This window comes from Tahibacter aquaticus, from assembly GCF_004363655.1.
GTDB classification, from domain to species: domain Bacteria; phylum Pseudomonadota; class Gammaproteobacteria; order Xanthomonadales; family Rhodanobacteraceae; genus Tahibacter; species Tahibacter aquaticus.
The window spans coordinates 144,360-156,313 of the sequence record NZ_SNZH01000004.1 but is presented as its reverse complement, the minus strand read 5'-3'; the positions used below and the strand labels follow the sequence as shown (position 1 = coordinate 156,313).

Below are 11,954 nucleotides of genomic sequence, written 5' to 3'. Positions count from 1 at the left end.
GCGAGCGCGAAGCGCGACGTTGATAGAGAAGCCAGGTCAAGATCGAAGCGGCAAGCTATATCGTGCCTTCTTGGCGCTGCCGGCTTGGAAAACTGCTCTGGCTTGAGGGCTTCTTCAAAGTGCATGAGGATGAGATCATTCTTGCGTGCCTTTTCAGTGACCTCTTGGCGCCTTGAAACTCGGCGCCGCACTTGAGCGGTGCAATCTGGAATTGAGAGCTGTCTCAGCTCCCGTTGGTGAAGCAGGGCAGTAGCTGCAGATGGGTTCGTGCGACAGGGCCTTGCCCTGCCATGGCGTTCAGCAAAGAAATGGGAATGAGCATGGGCCGATTCTTGAAAGCTTCACTATTGGTGTTGACAGCACTTCCCGTCTTCGCCGCATCCCAGCACCCTGATACCAAAATGGCCAAGTGGCTGAAGTTGAGCGCGGTGGATCAGTTTGATACTGCGCAGGTCTTCGTCAGCAAACTGCACGCGCTGGACGCGTTGCCCGCCACGAAGAACCGAGCACCCGCCCAGATTGCACGGGAACTCGTGCTTTGCGCGAAGAATCAGGCCGACGGCCGGGACACGTTCAACAAGGAAGCAACCATCGGCTACTACCTCGCCATTTGTGTAGAACCCTACATGACGCCGTGACACACCGCCCGCAGGCCGAGGGATGAACAACATTGAAGGCCATTAGGGTCGTGTGTTCGCTGCCGTTGTGGGCCGCTCTCGAGAACTTGAAGGCGAGCCGGCGGTCGTTGGGCGGTCTTTAGCCGTGCGGAGTGCGCATCGGAACGCTTCGGATGAATATTTTTCCAGGCAAGCGAGGTTTTCGCTCCCGCCGCAGGAGGTTGTTTGGAAGGAAATGCGCTCAAGACCGGAAACAACCCGTACTACGTCCGCTTAGTCGCACTGCTTCCGCCTGTGCTGCCTCAGATCGACGCGGAGCGGGTTTGGAGCCAGCGCTTCGTATGCCCGTTCGGCTCGGAACAAACCGATGTGCGGCTCCGCTTGCGCGAGACGCTCGGAGGTCGCTCCCAGCCGTTGGCGGCAATGGGTTCGTCGACCTGAAGGTGGTCGATTGCGCTTTGAAAACGGTCACGCAACACTACAACCGCAGTAGGGACGAATCGGACCAAGCATGGGGCTGCCCTATCCGATACTTCCGTTGTCGTTCGCAGCAATCCTGGCTCGGGTCTGCGGGCGAGTCATTGGTTACGGGTCAAGATTTCGACGCAGAAAGTTTATTCGATGCGAGCGTGAGCGTCGGCTACAGGTGTTCGGCGACGGACGGATGACCCAGGTCTAACTGATGGATCGAGGCTATTTCATTCCATGAACGAGGATGAAACTTTCGCTATTTACGAAGCACTGTCCGACGCTGCTCGGGACTTTGGAAGGGATGAGGAACGCCTTACGACTCTCGCGGCTGAAGCTCGCGCCCGACAACTCGATTCGGCGACGCAGCAGACCTGGGCCGCTTCGCTGAGGAACTGCCTCCACGCAATCGCTGAAACGCCGACGTTGCTGGTTCGGGCGTTGTCGATGTGGTTGACCGTGGATGCGGACGTACCACTTGCTGCGGCACTGTTGGCGCATGCCGACCAAGCCGCCATGTCGTTGGATCATCCGACCGAACTACCGTTGGACGCTGTGTCCATCGATCAAGCCATACTGGTTGCCTACCGGTTGTGCTCCCGACATACGTCGCCTCAGCTTTCGCTGGGATGGCTGCTGAGCATGGCGCGTGCGCATCCCAACGAGGGGCCGGTTCAGCGGGCGGTCGAGCAGCTGTTGACACACCACGCGGACGAGTTTCCGCGTACGACGCTGCAACTGCTCGAGTCGGACGCCTGTGTCTTTCAGAATCTTCCGGCCGTTCAGGCCACCACAACCGTGCTGGTCGAGCAGGCTGCTGCCAGTAGGACGCGGCCGCGACTGCGGGAGTTCGCCATGACCGCGTCGATGCGACTGCAGTATGCGAGCCTTAAGCGAGATGAGCAGCGCGACATTGAGCGCGGCGCCCGTCAACGGTCGGTCATGATGCAACTGGTGCGCTCCCAACGAGTGAAGTACGCCAGCAGGGTGTCCATCCAGATAGCCGATCACGATGCCGTCCGCGAGGTGCCAATGGCCATGACGGAAATGAGCCATACCCTCGAGTTGCCATTGTCGGAATCGACAGATCCACTTATCGGGCGTTGGGTTCGCAAGAAGCTCGGCCTAGGGCCGGATCGATGAGCCTGCGGTTGGTTCTGAATCACTATCTCGCGAGTCTTCGGGAACGCGACGAACTCGATGTGCTTCTGCCCGAACTGCTGGAGGCTATGGGGCATACGGTGATTAGTCGCCCCCAGGTCGGCGTCAACCAGGCGGGCGTCGACATCGTCTCCACCTTTGCGGAAGACGGAGCGCACGAGGAGGTATTCTTGTGGGTTCTGAAGTTCGGTGATGTGGGCCGCCCAGCTCTGGTGGCCGGACCCCACGCCATCGAGCCGTCGGTGCGGGAGGCTTGTACGGATTTCGCCGAGCATCGTCTTGACGCGGTGCGCCGCGCGTTGCCCAAACGTGTCGTGGTTGTTTCGAACGGCGACTTGCGTCAGGAGGCACAAGCGTTATTTACCGGCTTGGTCGACCAAATCGAGAGGCACCACAGGATCCGCGTTGAGTTCTGGGGAGCCAGCGAACTGACGCCGCTCATTGAGGAGCATCTCTTCGATGAGGCGCTTTTACTGGGGCCGGCCAAATCCGATTTACGGGCAGCGCTGGCAGGCCTCGAGGATACTGAAGCAGCAGTCCACCGATTTGTTCGGTTCGTCGATGGTTGTCTCACCGCGACGGCGGAGGGAGAACTGCGTACACCGGCGGCCCACACGAGGGATTTCTTTCGACGTTGCGCAGCGGCGGCGATGGGGTTCGGCGTGCTGTGCGTTTGGGGGCGCACTGAAAACAACCTCAAGCCCGGCGCCATCGGCGGGGATTACCTCATTCTACGGTTGTGGGCCGCCGCCGCTGCTCGTGGACTTGAAAGCGAGCCAGCGTTTGTAGAACGGTTCATGGCTGTGCTGGGCGCGCATCTGGACAGCTTGGACAAATACTTTGGAAAGGTGAGGGAAGCCTTGCTCTCACCACGGGAGCTCGTTAGCTACCGGCCTAATCATGTCTTCTACACGCAACTACTGTTCGAAGAACTCGGTCGTTTGGCGACATTTTTGATTGCGTTGCAATACCTTGATGCTCCTGCGGCTCCACGAAAAGGAGCACTGGGATTTCTTCGCGAAGTTCTTAGTGCTCACGTGGCGTGGAGGCGTCCGGTGCTTGACGAGCAGAGTATTGATTTGGCTCTCGTGTGTGTGGCACTGCTCCGCGCCGGCGACGACGCTGTTGTACGCGGCGCGGTGCAGGAATGGCTGCATGTTCTCCGCTGGGTTCTTCGGAAGCACGAATTCCTTCCCGTGGATTCCGATTTACTGGAAGACGCAATCGCCACGCAAATCACGCGCACGGCGGCGCCTGACGCATTCTTTGAGAACTCGAGTTTTGTTCCAATGCTAGGTGCTGTGTCGGCGCTGATCGGGGACGAAATCCTTTTTACGCAGGTGCGAGAGCTTCAGCCATCGTTAGAAGGGGTTACCCTGGAACGCTGGTGGCCCAGCGTTGCTCTGGAGACTTTTACGGGATCGGGCTTGAATCTAACTGCTGTCGGTGTCTCACAAACGCTCGATGGCTTTCGAACCACTGCAGCGGAGGAAGCAATCGCGTGCCGGCAACCGTCTGAGCACGCAGCCGCACGCATCGACTTCCGATGGCGCGGTACTCCGGCGGAGATGCTTGTAGCCGTTTCAGCGCGGTTGCACCGTCATCCCGTGCCCACGTGGTTTATATCGCTCGCCGTAGAGGAGTGTGCGAGGCTCCGGGGCATGGAGCCAACGCCGGGTGGCGAGGGCGCTGGTGCGGATGTTTCCGCTGCGTAGCGATGCGCCGAATCGACGCACGCCGACGACTGGATGCCGGACAGCCGCCGTTCTGTAAAACTATAGCCAGGCTCAGCCCAAGCCGTTTCGCACTTCCTAGCATTCTGGAGGCTTGGGTACACCCGCGCCGGCACCGTCAAGCTCGACCAAGCGCCGGCCCCCGGATTCCTCCAACGTGGTTGCTGTGCCCTGTGCAGAACCTGACATGGTGCCGTAACGCTCACCACCGATCGGCCGGCGCGGGTAAGCCGGCTCAGAGCCTGTCGGAACTGGGCTCTGGAAGCAGCACGCTGCTGACGGAAGACCGCACACAAAAGCCGTGACGTTCGCACGCGACGGTTCCGGACGGTTTGCGGTGCTGGTTTCGATGCGCCCGAGGTGCTGGATGCAAAGCCGCAGCAGCGCACTGCATTGAGCTGTATTGAAAAACTCGGTGCTAACTTTCGGTTCTCGGATCCCATTGCCCGGGTTCGGCTCGAAGCACGTTGGAAAAAATACTGAGAATTTCTTTCAGCAGAACGAAGGTGAGAACAAAGCCCCCAACCGCCACGAACAACGTGTCTTCGCCCTGAAGGCACGCGTTCATGGCACCCGAAAAGAGCTTGTAGAAGATATGAAACGTTCCGTACAGACCTACGGCGTGAACGGTCATCAAGCATATTTTGCCGGCTGCGGGCGTAATCCGGTGTCGCCGATAAGCAGTCCACACGTAAGTGACAACGAGAACAACCATCACGGCGCAGCAAACAATTATCGATTGCGATACGCCGGCGTTTGACTCAGCAAGATGTGTGGCTGCTGTCGCCGATTCGGGAGGCATCGTTTATCTTCCTGGCGTTTCGATTCAGGTGCCAGACGCCACCACCTGCGAGAACCCCGGCCATGGTAACGAGCAGGGTTCCTCCGGTAAGCGTCGCGACTCCGAAGCCGAGATAGGCGCCTCCAATAAGGTACGGCCCTACATCGTCCACAATTAAGAATACATGATCAATGAAAAACAATACACGATTAGCTGTAGTGCTCACGATGTGCTTCCTTTTGGCGCGCGGTCTTTGCAAGGGCGGTGCGCGTTACCGCCCTAGGGGGCCTGAGTGCTCAGGTTGTTCGAACGCACGAAGCCGGAACGATGACCGGCCGGCGTAGATTGTCGGATGTACCGTGTCATCGTTGAGGGCCAGATCTAGCTCAACAACGCTCCTTATCCGATTTCGACGGAGGAGAAGTTGAGGGTGCGGGGCAAGTTGATGAAGGTTTCCATTTTCTGGTGACCTGGCGGATCCACCGCGCACCGTTGTGGAGAGGGCTGTGCCCGACGGATTCAGTCGGTTCGTTTCAAATGCGCTGAGGTTTAGGGGCCGGATACGCCGAAAGCACGCGACGTTCATGTCGCCGAAGCGTGCCATGACCTGCGCGACGTCGGCTGCCTTGCGCTCCAGAGCGACCGACCTGTCTCTGTAGATGCTCCACTCGGTAGCGGGCACGTCCTTCGCTTCGTCCATGATGCCGCGCGACTGGCAAAAAAGGGCCAGGTAGATCTGCTGCAGGGACATGTCTCCGAGCTCAATCGGAAAGCCAACCAACGAGGCCGGCGGGGAAGGCGGAGGGGGTGCGTTCATGGCGTCGACTCGGGGATTCTGATTGAAGCAGAAATCGACCGATCCGCAAGGGGGGCGGAGCCTGTCCGGAAGAGCACCGACGAACACGAAGATGCCGGTTTCGTGACGCTCTCGTAGGAGCGGTGGTGACGATGTGTTGGGAGCGCCCGACCCGCCCGAGTGCACCGCATGTTGCTCGTCCGCGCGGGCCAGGTCGACGGGAAGCGGGTTGCAAGCAGGTGGCTTGTGCGCCCTTTTGGGTTCGCGACGTTCCGTGATTTTCCTGTACTCACAATTTCCCGCCAAATTGTGAGTACAATTTAATTTTTTGATAAAATTCATTGAGTTGGAATCGTGATATCACGACTCAGAATGGTGGGTATCACGACTCCCACTACCTCGGACGGGTTGGTGCTCATAGCCACTTGAGCTCTTGATTGCGGTGAGCAAGACAGGACTTGTTGGCTACTGTCCTACTGGCTACGCATTGTCGTTTGGCGCGACCGCCAGTTGCTAAGCGAGCTGGCCAATTTTCTATAGTTAACTAAATTCATATTTTTACTTGATGGTGGGCGCGCGTCCGATTTGGAGACTTGCACGATCGCCGGCGGCGGATCGTCGTGCGGGGTTGCGCGTGTCGGGAAATCTGTTTGAATGTCGAACACGATCCCGTACTCGAGCAACTTGATGAATGCGTCCGATGTTTACAAAGCGAAGCTCGAAGAAGCTTCGCGCCTTGAAGGCCGACTCGCGAAAGCCACAGGCGAAGACCGTCGTGAACGGCTCTCCGACGGCATAGACGAAGCGGAGCTGGACGCTGAAAACGTCGCCCATTGCGTGGCCCTGTGGGGCGACATCGACCTTGAGCGAGCTGACTTCGATGCACTGTTGAAGGAAGTCGAAGGCAAGTCGTTGGGTGGTTGCCAGCGATGGCGGTTCGGCGTGGAGGTGCTCAGGGCCGCGGCACAGAACTAGGCGCAAGCCTTTGCCACCAGCACCTTGAAATCTCGCTGCCGCCAGATTTTCTTCACTTCTATCCCGTTCTTGAACACTTTACCTTCCGCTAGGACGAACGTGGATCGAATCCGCAGCGTCTTCGGATCCGGCCACGTCATTTCGAAGTGCCTACCCTTCTTGGCATCAAGGAACTGTAGGAGGACGATGTAAGGTGTGTGTTTGGTCGCTGACAGCATCGCGAGCAATGCTCGGGTTTCAGGAGCGTGGTCCTTGATGACCTCAATGGCGATCATCGGCGTGCGAACCGACATCTTGGGCCCTTTGGCGGCGCCGAAAACGTCGTGTCGAACGGTCGCACGGTTGGTCAGAATCCGGGAGCGCTCTTTGCCCCAATCGTAAGAAACAGTTTTCGTTCGCGCCAAAATCTCGTCTACTGCGTTAACCTTTCCCGCCTGATCTTTCTTAAAAACTCGTGTGACGATCTCCATGCGAGTCGACGATCCGATCGCATTAAGGAGGTCCTGCACCGCCTGTGTGTGCGCAGCGTCCAGTTCCTTGCGGGTGTAGCGTCGACGTCTGGCGGGATTTCCGCTGAAAGTGGCGAAATGGTACAGGCCCGAACTGCTACGTCTTATATAGAGGGGCTGTTGCCCGTTCGGTGTCCGGAAAACCTCGGCCGCGAGAGCAATATGTGCATTGGTTGGCGGGCCCAAGGTTAAGTAGCTCACCTGGATGGTCTTACCGGTGCGATCTGTGTATTTGGCAAACGGATGGGCGACAGAATGTTTGCGCGTGGCCACTTCAGTTCCTCGCAAATGTCGGAAGTAGCAGTATACAGATGCATGTGTTGGCTTGTACTCCGTTCTCCTGTTGGAGAACCGCGGCCCTAGGATCGCGCACGCATCGCCGTCCACGAGGTTTGAGACCGGCGCTGGCGGCGCACATTCTGCGTAACCGAGCGCCGCAGGTGGAAGCGGTGAAAGCCGGGTCGGGCAGTTGAGGAACCGTTCGCGGAGCTCTCTGGAAGTAGCTTCCCGGGGACGAGGCGTCGCGTAGACGAGATCCTCGGCGCGCGAAACGTGATGGGCGCCAGTGACCCCCAGGTGGTCGCGCGGCAATGCACCGTAGGCGACTTGATCGAGCGTCGAGCAGAGATAGCCAGGGACGTCACCGCGTGCCCGCCATCCCCCCTTAGGCAATCAGCAAGGTCGGTTGGCCGGTGGTCGAGCCACGAGTCGGCCTGGGCGAGTAGGCGAAGGCCCGTAGGCAAGGTCGCATTACTACCGCTCCGGGACCGCTGGATCCGGGCGGCGCTCAGCGCATCAAGCAGTGGCAGCTTCTGGGCTATGTCGGCTTCGACAGTTTCAATATCGAGGACGCGTCGGACATGAGACGTTTCTGCCGCCGCGCCACGCGCGCGAACTTGGTGCGGGGAGGGCATTGATCACCTGAGACGTGAAAAGCGCGCTGAGTAGCGTGATCGGAACCAAATGGCGGCGGTCTGCCCCAAGTTCAATACATACGGTTGTGACGAGCCGAGAGGTCGAAGCGAGATAGCTCAGCAGCATCGCGTTGCTTGGGATGAAGAGCAAAAGTGGTGACAAACACCGTGATGGGATCTCGATCAAGGCCACATACACTTGTCCCAGGCGTATGCACGAGAGCTATCATTCGCTGCAGTCTGCACCGAGCGGCGTGACATCTCGGTTGAGGCCGATCGCCTCACCGCGCTCCGTGCGTCGCAGATCCGTTCGTAGCAATTTTTGCCGGGCAGTCGATGTAAGGCAGATCTGCAGTGCGTCGAGTCAATACGTCATATTGCGTTAGACCATGCCTCGCTGACAGAAATGAAACGGAATCGCTACTGCCAAACATCAGGTCATACTGTCCGCGATCGCATTGTGTAACTAGTAATTAAAAAAAATACATTGTACACACTTGACAGATCGAAATGGGGCGCTACTATCATTGCGTGGCTAGCAAGATATCCTCCTAAGTGTCAAGCGACCGCCATACGTTTGGATCCCTTCCTGAGGGGTAGTGAAGACTGACTAGGAGTTCTTTTCGAATTCCAAGTAAAGGCCAGTGTATTCCCCGAATAGGGGGTAGTGAGAGAAAGTTTTAGGGTCCAGTTTTCGTTCCTCAGACGGATTGCGGTAAACAGGCGTTGCAAACGCTCACGGAAACGTGGGCGTTTTGCTTTTTGGGCGAGCTGGCTGCGTAGGACACGCATGTCTGTTGCTAGGGAAGGTCTGAACAACCCCCGAAAACTGCTTGCCTGCAGACTCAATCGCTATCGGTGGTGATGAAAATCGGCTCCGAGTACCGAAGATTGCCTTGCAAAGGCTGCAAATTGCAGCCTTTCTGCCGCGCTACGCGGCCGTCAGACGCAACTCACCTGTCATCGCCAGTAGTCGCTTTCGCGCCATCCACAGATTCGATAGCGCGAACAGCGTCAGGATCTGCGCGGTGTTCTTCGCCAGCCCTTTAAAGCGCACTTTCACGTAGCCGAACTGACGCTTCACGACACGGAACGGGTGCTCGACACGCGCGCGAATACTCGCCTTGCATTTCTCCGCTTTCTCGATCGCTCGCTTCTCACGGCCTTCTGGCAGCGCCTTCACCGTGCTACGACGACGCGCGATCTGCCAGTCCAGTCCCTTGCGCGCGACGTGGCTGTCCGCGCCCGTGTAACCCGCATCGGCGTGCACCACGCTTTCCTTGCCGTGCAGCAGATACTCCGCTTCATTTACGTCCGCTTCGTTCGCCGCCGTCGTCGTTACCGTGTGCACCAGACCCGAATCGACATCCACACCGATGTGCGCCTTCATGCCGAAGAACCATTCGTTCCCTTTCTTCGTCTGGTGCATCTCCGGATCGCGTTCGCCTTCCGCATTCTTCGTCGAACTGGGTGCCGCGATGATCGTCGCATCCACGATCGTTCCTCGCTTGAGCATCAGTCCCTTGCGCGACAGATAGCCGTTCACTCGCGCCAGTATCTCTGCGCCAAGTTCGTAGGTCTCCAGCAATCGACGGAAGTTGAGGATCGTCGTCTCATCCGGAATCGGCTTCGTCAGCGACAAACCCGCGAACTGACGCATCGACGCGATCTCGTACAGCGCCTCTTCCATCGCCGGATCGCTCAGTCCGAACCAGTTCTGCATCAGATGGATCTTCAGCATCACCTTCAGCGGATAGGGACGCCGACCGTTGTCAACGGCAGTTCAATTCTGACCCACCCCGGCAGCCGAAAACTGACCCACCGGCTGCGTGGTTTTGGTTCACTGCTCCATGGAAGGAATCGTCATCGACTGGCCGATGACACCGGCTTTTCGCTTGTCCTTGAGTCGATAGCTTTCGCCACGGATCTGCACGACATGGGCGTGGTGCAGCAGCCGGTCGAGCATGGCTGACGTCAGGGCTGCATTGCCGCCAAAGACGGCTTCCCAGTCACCGAAAGACAGATTGCTGGTCAGGATGACCGACCCGGCTTCATAGCGTTTGGCGATGAGCTGGAAGAACAGGTTGGCCTGATCGGTGGAGAGCGGCAGATAGCCGACTTCGTCGATGATCAGGAGCTTGGGTGCGAGCACGCTGCGCTTGATGAACTCCTTGGTGCGTCCCTGGCGTTTGGCGTTCTCCAGCAACAGGACGAGGTCGGCGGCGGTGATGAATCGCACCTTGCAGCCGGCCTGTGCGGCGGCATAGCCCAACGCGATAGCCAAGTGCGTCTTGCCGGTACCTGAGGGTCCCAGAAGAATCACGTTCTCGCGTCGTTCGACAAAAGCGAGGCCGGCCAACTCGATCAATCGTTGTTTGGGTGCTCCGGTGGCGAACTCGAAGTCGTAGCCGTCCAGGGTCTTGATGGTCGGGAAGCCGGCGAGCTTGGTCAGCGTGTGCCGGCTGCGGCCCACGCGAATGTCGATCTCCTGCTTGAGAGCGGCTTCCAGGTAACCCAGCAGGGAGGTTTCCTTGGCGGCCAGCTGATCGGCCAAGTTGGCAAACTCGGTGGCCGGCGTCATCAGCTTGAGCTGCTCGCAGAGCGCTTCCAGTCGTGTGCTCATGCGTTCACCTCGAACAGGTGCTGGTAGACCTTGGGCGATCGCTGCAGGCGCTCGCAGGGCCAGGTGGCTGCGACGAGACCTGTCGCCGGCATCGTGGTGTTCGGCAGAGGCTGCAGCGCCTGGCGCTCCTGGACCAGCCGATCCGCCGGACGCGCGTCGATCTCGCGAATCGGACGCTGATCGGCTGTCTCGGCCAGCCAGCGGCGTAGCTCGGTGTTGGCCAGATCGATGGTCAGCGCCTCCTCGGCCGCCTGCAGCCGAGTGATCAGCGGTATCCAGAAGCACTCGCGAAAATAGCGGATGAACCGCTCCACCTTGCCCTTGGTCTGTGCCCGATACGGCGCGCACAGCTTCGGCTCGAAACCGTACGTCTTGGCCTGATCCCACAGCGCGGCATGAAACCGGTGCAGCCCTTCACCGTAGGCGCCGCGCTGGATCACCACCGTTTTCATGTTGTCGTACAGCACCTTGCGCGGCACGCCGCCGAAATGGGCCAGTGCGCGCGCCTGGCAACCCAGTAGCGACTCAATCCGTTCGTTGTCGACGATCTCCACATACGTCGACCGGCTGTAGCCCAGCACGGCGACAAATGCCGACAGCGGCGCCACCCCGCGCCGAATCACCGCCCAATCCACCTGCATCTGCTCACCCGGCTCGGTCTCGTAGCGCACGACCGGCGCCGCCGGTGCCTTGGCGTAGCGCGCCGAGACCAGTTGACGCAGGATCCGCTCGCCGCCGACATAGCCCAGCGCCTGAGCTTCACGAAACAACACCGTAGCCGGCAGTCGATGCGGCAGTGCCTGATCAATACGCCGCTCTAGATAAGCGCGCACCCCGTCCAGCTTGGACGACCGCCCGCTTCGTCGCTGATAACGCGGCATCTCCTCCCCGCCGCGCAGATAACGACGCACCGTGTTGCGCGAAACCGATAGCCGCCGCGCAATCTCCCGCACGCTGGCGCCCTGCTGATGTAACACCCAGATCGTCATAAACACCTCGACCTTGATCATGTGTCCCTCCGCGCGCAGCCGGTGCGGAGAAACTACGGGTCACAGGTGGGTCAGTTTTAACTTGCCGAATGGGTCAGTTTTGCACTGCCGCTAACACCGTTGCCGGCCTTCGGATACACCGGCTCGATCAGGTTCAGCAGGATCGTCCACGGAATGACCTGTTCCATCTCCGCCAGAAACGTTTCCCGGCGCGTGCGTTTGCGCTTGCTCGCATACTCGCCATCGCCGAAGCTCATCTGATCCATCGTTCGTGTTCCTGGCGGCAGTGTTGTGCTATCTCAGCACAATTGGCGGGGCTTGTTCAGACCTTCCCTAGCACTAGAGCAATTCCAGCCATTCAATGTGCTTTGGAGAGCTCAGCTCATAT

General features: G+C 59.0%; 10 protein-coding genes and 2 pseudogenes. 5 read left to right on the top strand and 7 right to left on the bottom strand.

From position 1 onward, the window contains the following. The first annotated feature begins 290 nt into the window (after positions 1-290). The 4 genes from DFR29_RS08105 to DFR29_RS08090 all read left to right on the top strand — a co-directional run bounded on the left by DFR29_RS08105 (position 291) and on the right by DFR29_RS08090 (position 4,739). A complete protein-coding gene (locus DFR29_RS08105) occupies positions 291-638 on the top strand; it encodes a hypothetical protein (RefSeq protein WP_133818078.1) in 348 nt (115 codons plus the stop codon). Between the two features lie 684 nt (positions 639-1,322). Then, positions 1,323-2,228 carry a hypothetical protein gene (locus DFR29_RS08100; protein WP_133818077.1) on the top strand — a complete coding sequence of 302 codons (906 nt, stop codon included), beginning with the start codon at positions 1,323-1,325 and terminating at the stop codon, positions 2,226-2,228. Beyond that, on the top strand, positions 2,225-3,961 hold the full coding sequence (locus tag DFR29_RS08095; protein ID WP_133818076.1) for a hypothetical protein: 1,737 nt from the start codon (positions 2,225-2,227) through the stop codon (positions 3,959-3,961). The genes DFR29_RS08100 and DFR29_RS08095 overlap by 4 nt, the downstream gene beginning before the upstream one ends. A gap of 421 nt (positions 3,962-4,382) precedes the next feature. Then, the gene (locus DFR29_RS08090) at positions 4,383-4,739 is read left to right on the top strand and encodes a hypothetical protein (protein WP_133818075.1); all 357 of its coding nucleotides are present in this window, start codon (positions 4,383-4,385) and stop codon (positions 4,737-4,739) included. Between the two features lies 1 nt (position 4,740). Here the strand turns inward: DFR29_RS08090 and DFR29_RS08085 are convergent, their stop codons facing one another. Both DFR29_RS08085 and DFR29_RS08080 read right to left on the bottom strand, forming a co-directional pair. Then, positions 4,741-4,986, bottom strand: a complete 246-nt coding sequence (locus tag DFR29_RS08085) for a hypothetical protein (RefSeq protein ID WP_133818074.1) — start codon at positions 4,984-4,986, stop codon at positions 4,741-4,743. 45 nt (positions 4,987-5,031) lie between these two features. Next, positions 5,032-5,577, bottom strand: coding sequence for a hypothetical protein (locus DFR29_RS08080; protein WP_133818073.1), 546 nt, complete (start codon positions 5,575-5,577; stop codon positions 5,032-5,034). A 633-nt stretch (positions 5,578-6,210) separates the two neighbouring features. Here DFR29_RS08080 and DFR29_RS08075 point away from each other — a divergent pair. Continuing rightward, positions 6,211-6,531, top strand: a complete 321-nt coding sequence (locus tag DFR29_RS08075) for a hypothetical protein (RefSeq protein ID WP_133818072.1) — start codon at positions 6,211-6,213, stop codon at positions 6,529-6,531. Here DFR29_RS08075 and DFR29_RS08070 read toward each other — a convergent pair. From DFR29_RS08070 to DFR29_RS08050, 5 genes and pseudogenes are all read right to left on the bottom strand, one after another. Further along, complete coding sequence (locus DFR29_RS08070) at positions 6,528-7,313, bottom strand: hypothetical protein (protein WP_133818071.1); 786 nt, start codon at positions 7,311-7,313, stop codon at positions 6,528-6,530. The two genes, DFR29_RS08075 and DFR29_RS08070, sit on opposite strands and share 4 nt — an antisense overlap. 1,572 nt (positions 7,314-8,885) lie before the next feature. Continuing rightward, a pseudogene (locus DFR29_RS08065) lies at positions 8,886-9,728 on the bottom strand (IS5 family transposase); the annotation flags it as partial. Positions 9,729-9,794: 66 nt separating this feature from the next. After that, positions 9,795-10,577 (bottom strand): IS21-like element helper ATPase IstB, encoded by a 783-nt coding sequence (gene istB, locus DFR29_RS08060; RefSeq protein WP_133818070.1) that lies wholly within the window; start codon positions 10,575-10,577, stop codon positions 9,795-9,797. Beyond that, a complete protein-coding gene (istA, locus tag DFR29_RS08055) occupies positions 10,574-11,587 on the bottom strand; it encodes an IS21 family transposase (protein ID WP_133818069.1) in 1,014 nt (337 codons plus the stop codon). Before istA ends, istB begins: the two co-directional genes overlap by 4 nt. Before the next feature lie 101 nt (positions 11,588-11,688). Continuing rightward, positions 11,689-11,832, bottom strand: a pseudogene (locus DFR29_RS08050) (IS5/IS1182 family transposase); the annotation flags it as partial. Positions 11,833-11,954 lie beyond the last annotated feature (122 nt).